Here is a 13,452-nt window from a genome sequence, read left to right on the forward strand (position 1 = left end):
AAAATGATTCAATATCAACTCACCACAACAGCGAAAGAACTAGAACAGATTTTAGCTCTTCAACAACAAAATCTCTCCAAAAACCTTAGCACCCAAGAAAAAAAAGAACAAGGTTTTGTTACCTTAGAGCACTCTTTTCAGGAGTTAAAAAAATTTCACGATATCTACCCACATATTATTGCCAAAGACAACAATATCTTGGTTGGATATGCACTCTCTATGGATATAAGCTGCAAGGGTGATATTGAGCTTCTAAGACCAATGTTTGACGAAATTGATGCCATCTATTACGACCCCTATATCGTAATGGGGCAAATTTGTATTGACCATAACTATAGAGGGAAAGGTGTTTTTAAAGGTCTTTATGCTTTGATGCAAAAAACATTTGCTTCAAAATACACTGCCATCATTACTGAAATTGATGCGAGTAATTCCCGTTCTATGAATGCACATCAAAAAGTGGGTTTTACCGAATTAACTCGCTACTTTTCGAACAATCAAGAATGGGTAATTGTGATTTTGGAATCTGCAAAGAAAATTTGTTAGTAACTCGAGATTCCCCCTGTTAAACTATATACTACAAGTTTTGGATACCGTTTCTTTAACATTTCTGTCGCTTTATAGCTGTTAAAGCCCAGTTGACAAACCATGACATGGGTTTTATTAAAATCGATCTTGATCTTTTCAACAGCAAAGTCTTGAATCGGAATGGTTTGATGCACCTGAAATGGCAGCTCTAAATTGGGTAATACTGCAATTATTTCAAGATTATGCTCGGTTTCTACACCGTTTAATGAAGATTCTATTAATTTTTTTAAAGCTGCGGGAGAAATTTGTAATGCCTCATTTTGATATTCACAGGCAGTATCAATATAAGAGTGTTTCAGAAAGATCGATTCAATGTTTTCTTTCGATACTAGGGAAGTGATCTTCATTTTTAGCTGAGTATTTTCAAGTGAATTATAAATCAATAACTGATTTGTCAACTGGGATCCAATTCCAGTAACCACCTTTAAAACTTCATTTACTTGCTGAGTGGCTATCATCCCAACAATAGAATTTAGAGTTCCCGCTTCTTCACAATTGGGGACATCGGTTGCCATCTCTGGAAAAATATCTCTTAAGTTTGTAGAATAGGTCCCATCTTTTTGTTTGATATTGAAGGTGGCTACATAACCGTCATACTTATACAAAGAACCATATACGAGTGGTTTTCCCTTAAGAACACAAGCGTCATTTAATAGGTATTTTATAGGCAATGCATCCGTTCCGTCCACTACGATATCAATGGATGCTATCAATTCAAAGATGTTATCTTTTGAAATAGGTTGATTGCTAAAACTCACTTCTGTAAAGGGAGCTCTTTCTTTTAAAAAAGACGCTAGAACTTCCGCTTTGGGTTTCCCCACATCTTCCAATGTGTAAAAAACTTGTCGATGTAAATTACTGAATGAAACCGTATCAAAGTCGACCAAATGAATTTTCCCAATTCCACTTGCTGCCAAATAAACTGCAATCGGACTTCCCAAACCGCCACATCCCACCACCAAAACAGATGCGTTTTGTAGTTTTTGCTGACCCACTTCACCAATTTCTGGCAAAGTAGTTTGGCGTATAAAAAGTTGCTTTGAACTTGGTTTCATTGGTATCTGCTTCCTCCCCAAGAAAGAATTTATGTATTTCTTATTTGATTTTTGGCTTGTTCAAACTCTTCAGGCGTATTGACATTTTGAATATAATGATCTTCAATTTCTACAATCTCCACCTCCGAATTGATCAACATTTTACGAGGACATGAGTAACCTTGCGCTAGATATTGTAATAAAATTGGATAGGCTTTTGGTTCGTAAATTGTAACTAACGGCTCTACAAATTCCTTTCCTTTTCCTTTAATTGCCGTAGCAACCTTTGATGGGTTTCTTCTTTGCATCAAAGTCTGAATCACAGAATCATTTACAAATGGTACATCCGTTGCGAGCACTAACCACGCAGAATTTGGGTCTTTTTGAAAGGCAGAACAGATTCCGCCAAAAGGACCTAGATGTAAAAATGTATCTGAGATTTCATTTTCTTTTCCTGTAGCACTCCCCACTGAAGAATACGTTTTTAGGTTGTTCTTTTCTAGCAATTCTTTCAGAAACTCTTTTTGAGGTTTTCCGTGATAATCGAGTTCAGACTTGTCGGTTCCCATTCGAGTACTTTTGCCTCCCACTAGGACCAATCCTCTAACAGTGGGTGTTTTCTCTTGAATCAAACTCTCCAAATGATTTGTAATCTGATCGATTTCGTCAATGCCATAGCACTTTAAGTTTTTGATAGTTGGATACCGTTCTTCCAAAAAAGGAAAATAATCCATATCCTTTTGTAATTTGACTACAAACTGAATCTGATCCAATTGATCAAGTCTTTTTAAGACTGAAGCCTCTTTTTCGGGATCTAAGAGTAAAATTTGTTTGGCTCCTTGGTAATGATTTCCATTGACAAACACTAAATCATATTGCGCAAATTGCAAGCGCTGTTCATAAGGATTTATACTTCCCAGTGTGGATATGTGAACATTTCCCTCATGATGAAACGTAAATGTTGAAAGCAGGTTTGGACTCACCTCTTTTGCATGCGAAGCATCAAAATACGCCAAGCGATAACTGTTAAGTTTTTGGGATACTTGTTGAACAAGACTAGAAATCACTTTACAATTACTTCCTACAATTCCAATTTCGTTGGGTGCAAAATGATCAGTATCTCTTCTTTCTAAATGAGTATGCTTTTGGTGTTTTTTCAAATTCTTTTTTGTTTCAATATGTTAGGAGGATTTTCTTACTGATTTTTTTTGCTGATGTCTGATTTCCCTCCAGTTTTTTCTATTAATTTCACTTCTTTGATAAGCATTTCCTGACTGATGCTCTTACACATATCATAAATAGTTAAGCAAGTAATTGTAGCACCCATTAAGGCCTCCATTTCTACCCCTGTTTTTCCTTCAATAATTACTTTACACAAAACTTCTATGCTTTCCGAATCTAAAATCTGAATGTCAACATCTACTGCATTGATGAGTAACGGATGACACATCGGAATCAGCTCTGAGGTTTTTTTTACTCCTTGAATTCCTGCAATGATGGCTGTTTGAAAAACAGGTCCTTTTTTGGTCGTTAATTCTTCATTTGAAAAATGAGATATTACTTCCTTTCCTAAAAACATTATTGCGCTAGCAATGGCAGTTCTTTTGGTAATTTTCTTATCAGAAACATTGACCATCTTCGGATTGTTCTTTTTGTTGATGTGTGAAAAATTACTCACTAGCTGTTTTATTTATGGTTGTTCATTAATATTTTGTTCATTTCTCAATACAAATTTATTCAATTTATAGCAGATGACATTATGATGTGGCGTTTCTATTCTTTAAGAACTTCAGATACGTCCTTGATCCAATTTTTTAAGTCCCTTAAAAAAATCTTGAACTAACATAAAACTTAAAAAATTTATTTTATCGATACCGAATGACCTTATAGGCCCCTCCTTTTTCAAATACTGTTTGATCTTCAGGCAAGAAAATAAACCCATCTGCATTGACCAAACTTGCTAAGTCTCCTGAACCATTTCCTATAATTGGTGTTGCAGTTAAATGCCCATATCTGTAGCTTAATTTTACCTGCAAAAAATAGGTTAAATTTGGCTTAAAAGAAATTTTTTCTGTTAGAATTGCAGTTTCATCATCACTTTGTAAACCTACAGATTTGTAATACCATGAATAAAAATACAGCCTACAATTTACAAAAGTAGAAATTGGATTTCCGGGAAATCCAAACACCGTACAATCTTCTTTTGTCCCATAGAAAAAAGGTTTCCCAGGTCGTTGCGCAACTTTATGAAATAGTTTTTCTACTCCTAATTCATTTAAAATTTCAGGCAAAAAATCGAACTTCCCTTTGCTGACTGCTCCACTAAAAAGCAAAACATCATATTCTTGTAGATAAATTTCAATTTTCTTTTTTAATATCAATCTGTCATCTGTAAGATGGGCTATATCAGAAGAAATTTGAATTCTTTCTAACAACGACACTAAGCTAAACACGTTGGATCTTCTAATTTGATGATCCATAGGCATTTCATCAACCGCCACCAACTCGTCTCCTGTAGAAATGATGAGTACTTTAGGCTGTTTAGCAACTTTTACAACCGATTTTCCAACAGTGGCTAAAACGCCAATTTCTGCGGCAGAAATCTTGGTATTCTCATTAATTAAGACGTCGTTCTTTTTTCTATCTTTCCCTTTTGCATGAATATTTTGACCCTTTGTAATGGTGTCTACAGATAGGGTTGCAACACCGTTTTCGAGGATAAGGTCTTCATATCGGATTACGGTATTCGTTTGATTTGGCAGCATAGCTCCAGTCATCACCTCAATGCAATGTTGTTCATTTTTTAAAGTAAGCTGTACACTTCCTGCAGCTTGAATACCCTCAATGGCAAAGCTGCGTTGTCCTTTTTTAAAAGAGGCATAGTCGATTGCAATTCCGTCCATCGAAACTCTATTGAAAGGAGGAAAATCTCTATCGGCACGAAGCTCTTCTTTCAAAATCCTTCCTACAGACTTTATAAAAGGTAGCTCTTCAACCCCAAAGTTTTGGGCTGTAGATAGAACGATTTGTAAGGCTTCTGTTACTGATATCATTTTTATAAAATGTAAAATTGCATACTTATGCTTTGCGAAAATACTGAGATCTATCCTCCAATAGTACTCATACTTTCAGAAACTCCCCCTTTTGTTCGATTTGCTTCTGCTATAAAACCGTTTTCAGGTTTTTCTTTAACCAACGATAAAAAAAGTGCTTTCAAATCCTCATTACTGGCACCATTTCGAATAAAATCTCGCAAATTAAAAACACCGTCATCAAATAAACAATTTTTAAACGTTCCCGTTGAGGTAATTCTAATTCGATTGCAATCATTACAAATACTCCGTGTAAAGGCAGGAATAATCCCCACCGTACCAAGATGATTCTGTATAGAATAATTTCTTGAAGTTGAAGATTTTTCAGACTGAATTTCTTGTACTTTAAACTCGGTTTTAATTTCGTTTAAAATTTTTTTAAAGGTCCAATTTTCCTGTGTTTCACGAAGCCCTTTCCCGTTAAAAGGCATCTCTTCAATAAAACGAACACCAATATTTTTGTCTTTTGTAAACCTTACAAAATCTCTAATTTCATCGGTATTGATTCCAGATTGCACCACCACGTTTAACTTTAAATTCAAGCGACTTTTCTCTAAAGCTTCCAAAGTGGAAAAAACCTCATCAAAAACAGCTCTTCGTGTAATTTCATTAAAGCGATCAGCACGTAAACTATCAATACTTAAATTGATGTTTTTTACTTTTTCTAATTTTTCAATGGTAGAAATGTGTTTGGAAATTAGTGCTCCATTGGTGGTAATATTAATCGCATCTAACAAATCATTGTAAGACAACATCTCTAAAAAACCCACAAAATCTTTTCGAACAAAAGGTTCACCACCTGTTAAACGAACTTTTTTCACACCCAATTCTGTGAGCACCCGAATTAAACGATACATTTCTTTAAAAGTAAGTAATTCTTCTTTGGGAACAATATCAATCCCCTGTGCAGGCATACAATATTGGCATCGCAAGTTACAACGATCGGTAACCGCCAACCGTACATATTCTATTTGTCTTCCAAAATTATCTGTAAGTGTGCGCATTTAGTTTGATAATTTCTTGTGTAAGATTCCGAAAATAAATGTTCCTAAGATTGCTCCTAGCAAGACAATAAGAATTGCAAGTGCTCCGTGTCCAATCAAAACAAACATTGGTCCGGGACAAGCACCTGCTAAGGCCCAACCCATTCCAAATATGATTCCTCCAACTAAGGTGCTGGTTGTCCCATTCTCCTTTTTTTGGGAGTGATTTGATTTCCCAAATAATCTTTTATAATTCCTTTTTTGAAAAGCTGCATTACCACAATTCCAATAGCCACCGCAGAACCAATGATGCCATACATATGAAAGGATTGAAATTTGAACATTTCGTAAATTCGATACCAAGAAACTACCTCTGTTTTACTTAGAATGATTCCGAAGAGTATTCCTATGAATAAAAATTTGATGTTTTTCATATGGCTTTATTTTGTTGACAAAAAAATGAATGGGAATAAAAACCAGATCATCACCAAGCCCCCGATAAAAAACCCAATGACGGCTACTAACGAAGGTAATTGCAAATTGCTTAATCCTGATATTGCATGACCCGAAGTACATCCACCTGCATAGCGAGATCCAAAACCAATTAAAATTCCAGCTCCAATAAGAATGAGAAATCCTTTTAAAGAGAACAGGTTTTCCATACTAAAAATTTCTTCTGGCAAATAGGAACCCCCTGCATTAGCAAAGCCTAAATCGGCCAATTCTTTTACTGTATCTGGATGTAAGTCAATTCCTTGCGAGCTCATTAAAAATGCTGAGGAAATCAATCCACCAAGAAGAATTCCTAAAACAAAGACAAAGCGCCAGCTATTTTGTTGTATGTCGACTTTAAAATATTCTGATAATTTACCTGCTCCTGCAACACTACAAAAGGTTTCTAAAGTAGTCGAAACGCCAAATTCTTTTCCGAAATAAAACATCAGAAATAGTATCAATGCGATGAGTGGCCCACCAACATACCATGGCCAAGGTTGTGTAATAAATTCCATATTTACAATTTGTCGTTGATAAATTTTATGATCGATTGCGTGGCTCCCAAATGATCTTGAATGTATTTTTTATTGATGCCTCCTGTCTTTTTTCTGTATAAATCTTCAGTTTTTAGCTTTCGCAAAACTGTCGTCAATTCTTCTGTATTTTCAATCGAAATACACCCTTTCAATTCTACCAGATCAACTGCTTCTTTAAATTTACTAATGATATTTCCAATTACGACTGGAATCCCAAAAGTAGCCGGTTCTAAGACATTGTGCAAGCCAGTTTTCAAACCGCCCCCTACATAGGCAACATCAGCAGCCGCATAAATTTTTGTCAATAGACCAATAGTATCGATAATAAAAACTTGAGACTCTTTTACATCGTAATCGGATTTTTCTGAATACAAAACGGATTTTTTGTCTATGGATTTTTGCAATTCAACAATAGAAGTAGGATGTATAGTATGAGGTGCAATGATAAATTTTTCGTCTTCTGAAGCCTCGTTATTAATGTAGTTGATGAGTAGTACTTCATCTTCCTTCCAAGTACTTCCTGCTACTAGTGTATATTTCCCGTCTTTAAATTCATTGATGAAATCAAGAGTGTTCTCTTGTTCTAAAATCTTTGAAACTCTATCAAAACGAGTATCTCCTGCTACAGTAACATTGTCAAAATGGATGCTGCTTAGCAATTCTTTCGAAGAGTTGTCTTGTACAAAAAAATGTGCAAAGGACTTTAATGGCACTCTCATAAACCCTCCATATTTTTTAAAAAAGACTTGTTCTTTTCTAAAAATTCCAGAAACTAAAATTGTAGAAATTTCTTTCCTTTTTAATTCAAAAAGAAGATTGGGCCAAAATTCATATTTTACAAAAATCGCAAAAGCTGGATTTACAGTTTCAACAAACAACTTTGCATTTGAGCGACTGTCAAGCGGTAAATAACAAACGACATCTGCCAACTTGAAGTGCTTGCGAATTTCGTATCCTGAAGGTGAAAAAAAAGTGACTAGTATTTTATACTCTGCATGCGTCACTTTGAGGACTTCAATAAGCGGGATCGCTTGCTCAAACTCTCCTAATGAGGCAGCATGAAACCAAATTGTCTTTGAATTCTTTAATGTTGCAATTTTAGAAAAGGTTTGTTTTCTTCCATCAACAAAAAGTTTAATTTTTTTATTGAAAATCGCGACAACAGGCAACAGTAGGGATGCAAAAAAAACAATACAGTTGTACACAATTTTCATATGGGTAAAAATACAAAACGGAATCTTCTAAAACGAAAAAATGCTCAAACAAATAATTGTTTGAGCGATTTTTAAGTGATGAGGGCCTATTTACTAAGCTTCAAAAGGTGTAATAGAAACATACGATCTGTTGTTTCTTTTCTTTCTAAACTCAACAACTCCGTCAACTTTTGCATGTAAGGTATGATCCTTTCCCATGTAAACGTTTTCTCCTGGATTGTGAGTGGTTCCTCTCTGACGAACAATAATATTTCCTGCTATAGCAGCTTGTCCTCCAAATATTTTTACTCCTAGACGTTTCGATTCTGATTCTCTACCATTCTTCGAACTACCTACTCCTTTTTTATGTGCCATGATACGATGGTTTTAAAATTGAATTTTTATTTAGTTAAAGCTTCGATTAATTCAGCTTTCTTTAAAGAAGTGTATCCTGAAATACCTTGTTCTTTAGCAGCTGCTTTTAATTCTGCAACAGTCATAGAACTATAATCTGTTGTTGCTTCTTTTACCTCAGCTTTAGGAGCAGCTTCCTTTTTAGGAGCAGCTTCTTTTTTTGCTGGTTTTTTTGCACCAGATGCTGTGATGGATTCTATCTGAATCTCACTAAAAGCTTGTCTGTGTCCATTTTTCTTTTTGTAACCTTTTCTACGTTTTTTCTTAAAAACGATAACTTTATCACCCTGGAGGTGACCTAAGATTTTAGCCGTTACTGTGGCTCCTACTATAGCTGGGGCGCCAATAGTTACGTTTCCTTTGTCTTCAACAAGCATTACATTCTCAAAAGTTACTTCTGATCCTTCTGCTCCTTGTAAACGGTGTACGTATACTTTTTGGTCTTTTGCTACTTTAAACTGCTGCCCTGCTATCTCTACGATTGCGTACATACTATTTGTTTTGCGTATTTATACTGATTAATAGCACTTTCTTGCTGAAAATGCGGATGCAAATATACATCTTTTTTAAAAAGAACAATAGCCGAAAAGGAAAATATTAGTGATTAAAAGAAGATCCTGAACAATATCTACTTTCTGAGTTTCATTTTACATGTAAAAAAGCACAATTCACTATTGATCAAAAGCTACTTTTTTTTATTTACCAAATAGACTCCAAATAAAATGACAATCCCTGCTAGAAACTGAATCCAACTCAGTTTTTCTCCATCAATCACTCCCCATAAAATGGCTACTACAGGAATTAAATAGGTAACTGAGGAGGAAAAAATTGGTGTCGAAATTTGGACTAGTTTATTGAAAATCGTTTTAGCAATTCCAGTTCCAACAACTGATAAAATTGTAATATAACCCAGCGATTCAATTCCCTCATCTGTCGTTTCAAAGGTTGTGAAAAAGTCGGTACATATCAATACGATAAGTGCAGGAATCAGCAATAACAGAAAATTTCCAGTAGTTATGGCCAAGGCATCTAAATCTTGCAAATGTTTCTTTACAATATTTGCATTAAAGGAATAACCAACAGATGCAATGATAATTAGCAATGCAAACCAATAATTCTGATTGGGGTTCAAAACCGCCCCTTCTAAGATCAACACCAAAGCGCCTAAGAGCCCTACTACAATACCAATAAGCTGTTGCTTTTTGAATGCAAATCCAAAAAAGAGAGCTCCAAAAATCAAGGTATTGAAAGGCGTGAATGAGTTTAGGATTGAAACAATAGAACTATCAATCACGTTGACCGCGTAGGCAAATAAAAAACCAGGGATAAATGTTCCTAAAAGCGCCGTATAAACAATATAAATCCAATGTTTCTTTTGAATTTTTTTCAGGCTCTTAAATCCAATTAACCCTAAAAAAATAGCTGTAATAATCATTCTCAAAGCTCCCAACTGCATTGGAGAAACACCAATCAGTGCTTTCTTCATTAAGATAAAAGAACTCCCCCACACCAAGGAAAGCAAAGAGAGATATGCCCATTTTTTTTGTTGACTATTCATACAAATGTTAAAGTTTCTGCAATAATCCGATAAATCTTTAGAAATCAACGATATTCTTGATAAATTTGTAAAAAAATAAAATCATCCAAAAAATGAATGCTAAAAAATTAATATTTACACTCCTTGTTGCTTGTTGTACACTAACCAGCTGCAACTCTGAAAAGAAAACGATGACAAAAACAACCACAACTTTAACCGCAGATGCACAAAATATTTCTCTAGCAATATCAGGAATGACCTGTGAGATTGGCTGTGCAAAAACAATTGAATCTAAATTATCTAAAAAAGAAGGTGTTCTAGACGCTAAAGTAATTTTTTCTGATAGTATTGCCACCATCAAATTTGACGCTACTAAAACTTCAAAAACAGACTTGATTGCCTTTATAGACGGAATTGCCGGAGGCGACCTGTACAAAGCTTCTGAAACTTCAAAAAAAGCACATTCTTGCTCCGATGCTTGCAAACAAAAATGTGAGATGAATAAAGAGAAAAAAGAATAATTTATACCAATTCTAAAGAATAGGCTTCTAATTTTAGAAGCCTTTTTTTATGCCTTTTAACGTATCTTTGTAGTGAATATTTAGAGATAATAAGCTGTGAAGAAAAATTTTCCTACCATCGTACAAATCACCATCCTCTCACTGTATTTAATTTTTTTAGCAGGCGCCATTGTTCGAATGACAGGTTCTGGAATGGGCTGTCCCGATTGGCCAAAGTGCTTTGGATATTATATTCCGCCAACTTCAGAAGAAGAAATCACTTGGAAACCTTCCTCAGTTTTTGAAGAAGGAATGATCATCATCAAAAACAAAGAATTATTTGTTGCCAAGCAAGATTTAAAAACGGGAATGGAGTTCAATGCTGAAAACTGGGAAACTTATACAAAACACGATTACGCAAAATTCAACAAATACCATACTTGGACCGAATATATAAATCGCTTGGTTTCAGTTGTTGCTGGTTTTGTGTTTTTATTTTTAATTGCAGGTGCCTATCAATTTAGAAGAGAAAAAAAAATAATTCCAATTCTTGCATTTACAGCCTTTTTTTTAATGCTCTTTGAAGCCTTAGCTAGGAAAAACAGTTGTAGATACCAACCTAACCCCTGCAATCATAACTATTCATATGGTCGTTGGACTCATCATCATTGCCCTTTTATTGAAATTACAATTTGTGGTTTCTGAGAAAAAAACGAACTACATCTATAACTCACTTTTTAATAAATTACTCCTTATTTCTGTACTCTTCTCATTAATTCAAATTGCCATGGGGACACAGGTCCGTCAGTTTATCGATGAACAAGTAAAACTATTTGGCTTTGAAAATAAAAATTATAGTTTGTTAGACCCTAGTTTTAAATTCTACTTTCACAGATCATTTACCATCGCTATCGTATTGGTCAATTTTGGACTCTTATATTTAAATCAACTGAAAAACTTAGGGTACAAATTGGTAAACTGGATTGTCTTTTTGATTTTTTTAGAGGCCATTACTGGAATTCTAATGTATTATGCAGAATTTCCAATAGGTACACAGGCCATTCACTTGTTGTCAGGGGCGATCCTATTCGGAATGCAGTTTTATTTGTGGTTGCAAAGCAGGAATGCTATCCCTGTCAAGCTGTAAAGGGAAACATAAAGAGAATAGATTTTGAAATCGCTACTAAGGAATATAATTCTTAGTCGTTCCACTCTAATGTTTCCATCAAATGAAAAATGTCTTTTTCAATATAGGCAACAGCTGGCAGAATGGAGTCGTAGTTGGGTGTTGTATAAAAATACAAGGATCCTTTTATAAAATGATTCGTGCTATCTGTTGCATGAAACTGAATTTGAGAAGCGGCATTTCCTGTGATTTCGTATATACTTCCAAAAACTCTTTTCTTAGCATTCGAAAAATCTTTATAAATAATTTCATCGGCTTTCAAAGTGTGTTTAAAAACTAATTTTTCGGCTTCAGAGAGCAGTTCTCCCAGATTATGATCTACTTTTCGGTAAGTAATAGACACGGAGGCTTTTAATGCTGGATATTGAATTTTAAGCCAATCTTCTTGTTCATCAATTAGTTTACTACTTGCGAGTACCTCAAAAGAATAGGGTCTTAAAATTGATATTTTTTGGTATACTTTTTCGGGATATTCCAAACTTAAATAAGCGCTGGGTTTTGGCTGAGTCTGTGGATCGCAAGAAACAAAAACAAAAACGCCTAAAAAAAAGATCAGACTACGCATTTCGAGTTACTTTCAATTGTTTGATTCTTTTTCTATCTAAAGACTCAACAGTAAACGTATAATTTTTAAAAATTATTTTCTCTCCTTTTTTTGGGAATTTCCCAGAGATTTCTAAAATCAATCCCGCTAAAGTTTCCGACTCTCCTTTTTCTTGTTCAAAAATGGCTTCGTCTTCATCGTCTAAAACTCTACAGAAATCTTTGATATTCGTTTTTCCATCAAAAAGATAGTTGTTTTTATCAATTTTAGAAAAGGAGATATCTTCTTCATCAAATTCATCATTGATATCACCAACAATCTCTTCGATAACATCTTCTAAAGTAACCAAACCACTGGTGCCGCCATATTCATCAACAACAATCGCCAAATGATTTTTCTTCTCTTGAAACTCCGCCAATAAATCGTCTAACTTCTTATTTTCAGGCACAAAAAACGGTTCTCTAACCAATTTTTGCCATTGAAGAGATTTCTTATCCAAATGTGCCAATAAATCTTTGGCATATAAGACGCCAATAATAGTGTCTATGTTCTCGCGATATACAGGATTTCTAGAGTAGCCCATCTTTAAAATCTTTTCTAAAACAACTTCATAGCTTTCATCATCGGAGAGTGCAAAAATATCGATTCTTGGTTTCATGATTTGAACCGTTTCGGTATTTCCAAAAGTTACAATTCCTTCTAAAATTTTTTGTTGAGATTTTGTAGTTGCCCCTTTTGAAGTAAGTTCTAAAGCTTGCGACAAGGTTTCTACTGAAAAAATATGATTTTTACTTCCGAGACTTTTTTCTACAATATTTGTCAAGTTAATTAGGGGATAACTCAAAGGGGTTAACAACGTATTTAATACACTCAAGGGTCTCGACATCAACGTTGAAAAACGGACTGCATTTCTAGATGCATATATTTTTGGCAATACCTCACCGAATAAAAGAATTAGAAAGGTTATGAGGACTACTTCTATTAAAAAACGAACATTAAAACCAAAAATGGAATACTCAAAATCGCCCAAAAACTGTTCGCCCAAAGCGGCAAAAAGCAAAACGATAAGAATATTGATAAAATTATTGGTAATTAAAATTGTTGCCAATAATTTCTTTGGCTGCTCAACTAGCTTTACAGTACTATTATTTTCATTTTCTGAAGACAGCTCATCGATATCCACTTGCGATAGGGAGAAAAAAGCGACTTCTGTTCCAGAAATCAACGCAGAACAAATAAGTAATACGATCAGTACAATACAATTGAGTAGTGCCATAAAATCGATGGCTAAAAAAGAACTAAATAAGGGTTCGGGATCTGGGTCCAAATTTTATAATTTAAGTTTTAATA

General features: G+C 34.6%; 16 protein-coding genes and 1 pseudogene. 4 read left to right on the top strand and 13 right to left on the bottom strand.

The features are described from left to right. Positions 1-3 precede the first annotated feature (3 nt). Positions 4-546 (top strand): GNAT family N-acetyltransferase, encoded by a 543-nt coding sequence (locus tag RRF69_RS04250; protein ID WP_316940715.1) that lies wholly within the window; start codon positions 4-6, stop codon positions 544-546. On the opposite strand, the gene RRF69_RS04255 is transcribed toward RRF69_RS04250, so the two are convergent. From RRF69_RS04255 to RRF69_RS04310, 11 genes and pseudogenes are all read right to left on the bottom strand, one after another. Continuing rightward, positions 543-1,643: a HesA/MoeB/ThiF family protein gene (locus tag RRF69_RS04255; protein ID WP_316940716.1), complete on the bottom strand. Its 1,101-nt coding sequence runs from the start codon at positions 1,641-1,643 to the stop codon at positions 543-545. The two genes, RRF69_RS04250 and RRF69_RS04255, sit on opposite strands and share 4 nt — an antisense overlap. 29 nt (positions 1,644-1,672) lie before the next feature. Continuing rightward, the gene (locus RRF69_RS04260) at positions 1,673-2,782 is read right to left on the bottom strand and encodes an NTP transferase domain-containing protein (protein ID WP_316940717.1); all 1,110 of its coding nucleotides are present in this window, start codon (positions 2,780-2,782) and stop codon (positions 1,673-1,675) included. Between the two features lie 35 nt (positions 2,783-2,817). Further along, positions 2,818-3,300 (bottom strand): cyclic pyranopterin monophosphate synthase MoaC, encoded by a 483-nt coding sequence (moaC, locus tag RRF69_RS04265; RefSeq protein ID WP_316940718.1) that lies wholly within the window; start codon positions 3,298-3,300, stop codon positions 2,818-2,820. Positions 3,301-3,487: 187 nt separating this feature from the next. Next, positions 3,488-4,675 carry a molybdopterin molybdotransferase MoeA gene (locus RRF69_RS04270; RefSeq protein WP_316940720.1) on the bottom strand — a complete coding sequence of 396 codons (1,188 nt, stop codon included), beginning with the start codon at positions 4,673-4,675 and terminating at the stop codon, positions 3,488-3,490. Between the two features lie 50 nt (positions 4,676-4,725). Further along, positions 4,726-5,718 carry a GTP 3',8-cyclase MoaA gene (gene moaA, locus RRF69_RS04275; RefSeq protein ID WP_316940721.1) on the bottom strand — a complete coding sequence of 331 codons (993 nt, stop codon included), beginning with the start codon at positions 5,716-5,718 and terminating at the stop codon, positions 4,726-4,728. Next, positions 5,719-6,131 (bottom strand): annotated as a pseudogene (locus RRF69_RS11760) (DUF6691 family protein). A gap of 6 nt (positions 6,132-6,137) precedes the next feature. Beyond that, positions 6,138-6,707 carry a YeeE/YedE family protein gene (locus RRF69_RS04290; protein ID WP_316940724.1) on the bottom strand — a complete coding sequence of 190 codons (570 nt, stop codon included), beginning with the start codon at positions 6,705-6,707 and terminating at the stop codon, positions 6,138-6,140. A gap of 2 nt (positions 6,708-6,709) precedes the next feature. Further along, positions 6,710-7,942: a 3-deoxy-D-manno-octulosonic acid transferase gene (locus tag RRF69_RS04295; RefSeq protein ID WP_316940725.1), complete on the bottom strand. Its 1,233-nt coding sequence runs from the start codon at positions 7,940-7,942 to the stop codon at positions 6,710-6,712. A gap of 93 nt (positions 7,943-8,035) precedes the next feature. Next, entirely contained in the window at positions 8,036-8,296 is a 261-nt protein-coding gene (gene rpmA / locus RRF69_RS04300; RefSeq protein ID WP_087521108.1) for a 50S ribosomal protein L27, read from the bottom strand. 26 nt (positions 8,297-8,322) lie between these two features. Further along, positions 8,323-8,826, bottom strand: a complete 504-nt coding sequence (gene rplU, locus RRF69_RS04305) for a 50S ribosomal protein L21 (protein WP_316940726.1) — start codon at positions 8,824-8,826, stop codon at positions 8,323-8,325. Between the two features lie 194 nt (positions 8,827-9,020). Then, complete coding sequence (locus tag RRF69_RS04310; protein WP_316940727.1) at positions 9,021-9,893, bottom strand: DMT family transporter; 873 nt, start codon at positions 9,891-9,893, stop codon at positions 9,021-9,023. 170 nt (positions 9,894-10,063) lie between these two features. On the opposite strand from RRF69_RS04310, the gene RRF69_RS04315 reads away from it, so the two are divergent. From RRF69_RS04315 to RRF69_RS04325, 3 genes are all read left to right on the top strand, one after another. Beyond that, positions 10,064-10,393: a heavy metal-associated domain-containing protein gene (locus tag RRF69_RS04315; protein ID WP_316940728.1), complete on the top strand. Its 330-nt coding sequence runs from the start codon at positions 10,064-10,066 to the stop codon at positions 10,391-10,393. A 96-nt stretch (positions 10,394-10,489) separates the two neighbouring features. Then, positions 10,490-11,077, top strand: a complete 588-nt coding sequence (locus RRF69_RS04320) for a COX15/CtaA family protein (protein WP_316940729.1) — start codon at positions 10,490-10,492, stop codon at positions 11,075-11,077. After that, complete coding sequence (locus RRF69_RS04325; RefSeq protein WP_316940730.1) at positions 11,019-11,519, top strand: COX15/CtaA family protein; 501 nt, start codon at positions 11,019-11,021, stop codon at positions 11,517-11,519. The genes RRF69_RS04320 and RRF69_RS04325 overlap by 59 nt, the downstream gene beginning before the upstream one ends. 52 nt (positions 11,520-11,571) lie before the next feature. On the opposite strand, the gene gldD is transcribed toward RRF69_RS04325, so the two are convergent. Both gldD and RRF69_RS04335 read right to left on the bottom strand, forming a co-directional pair. After that, positions 11,572-12,123, bottom strand: a complete 552-nt coding sequence (gldD, locus tag RRF69_RS04330; RefSeq protein ID WP_316940731.1) for a gliding motility lipoprotein GldD — start codon at positions 12,121-12,123, stop codon at positions 11,572-11,574. Then, complete coding sequence (locus RRF69_RS04335; RefSeq protein WP_316940732.1) at positions 12,116-13,429, bottom strand: gliding motility-associated protein GldE; 1,314 nt, start codon at positions 13,427-13,429, stop codon at positions 12,116-12,118. Before RRF69_RS04335 ends, gldD begins: the two co-directional genes overlap by 8 nt. Positions 13,430-13,452 lie beyond the last annotated feature (23 nt).

The sequence above is a fragment of the Polaribacter sp. HL-MS24 genome (assembly GCF_032758595.1).
Lineage (GTDB): Bacteria > Bacteroidota > Bacteroidia > Flavobacteriales > Flavobacteriaceae > Polaribacter.

Excerpts from the sequence above, each read along its gene's own strand:
- RRF69_RS04255 (WP_316940716.1), bottom strand. The coding sequence starts at position 1,643 with ATGAAACCAAGTTCAAAGCAACTTTTTATACGCCAAACTACTTTGCCA.
- rpmA (WP_087521108.1), bottom strand. The coding sequence starts at position 8,296 with ATGGCACATAAAAAAGGAGTAGGTAGTTCGAAGAATGGTAGAGAATCA.
- RRF69_RS04325 (WP_316940730.1), top strand. The coding sequence starts at position 11,019 with ATGGTCGTTGGACTCATCATCATTGCCCTTTTATTGAAATTACAATTT.
- RRF69_RS04270 (WP_316940720.1), bottom strand. The coding sequence starts at position 4,675 with ATGATATCAGTAACAGAAGCCTTACAAATCGTTCTATCTACAGCCCAA.
- RRF69_RS04250 (WP_316940715.1), top strand. The coding sequence starts at position 4 with ATGATTCAATATCAACTCACCACAACAGCGAAAGAACTAGAACAGATT.
- RRF69_RS04315 (WP_316940728.1), top strand. The coding sequence starts at position 10,064 with ATGACAAAAACAACCACAACTTTAACCGCAGATGCACAAAATATTTCT.
- rplU (WP_316940726.1), bottom strand. The coding sequence starts at position 8,826 with ATGTACGCAATCGTAGAGATAGCAGGGCAGCAGTTTAAAGTAGCAAAA.
- RRF69_RS04310 (WP_316940727.1), bottom strand. The coding sequence starts at position 9,893 with ATGAATAGTCAACAAAAAAAATGGGCATATCTCTCTTTGCTTTCCTTG.
- moaA (WP_316940721.1), bottom strand. The coding sequence starts at position 5,718 with ATGCGCACACTTACAGATAATTTTGGAAGACAAATAGAATATGTACGG.
- RRF69_RS04295 (WP_316940725.1), bottom strand. The coding sequence starts at position 7,942 with ATGAAAATTGTGTACAACTGTATTGTTTTTTTTGCATCCCTACTGTTG.
- gldD (WP_316940731.1), bottom strand. The coding sequence starts at position 12,123 with ATGCGTAGTCTGATCTTTTTTTTAGGCGTTTTTGTTTTTGTTTCTTGC.
- RRF69_RS04290 (WP_316940724.1), bottom strand. The coding sequence starts at position 6,707 with ATGGAATTTATTACACAACCTTGGCCATGGTATGTTGGTGGGCCACTC.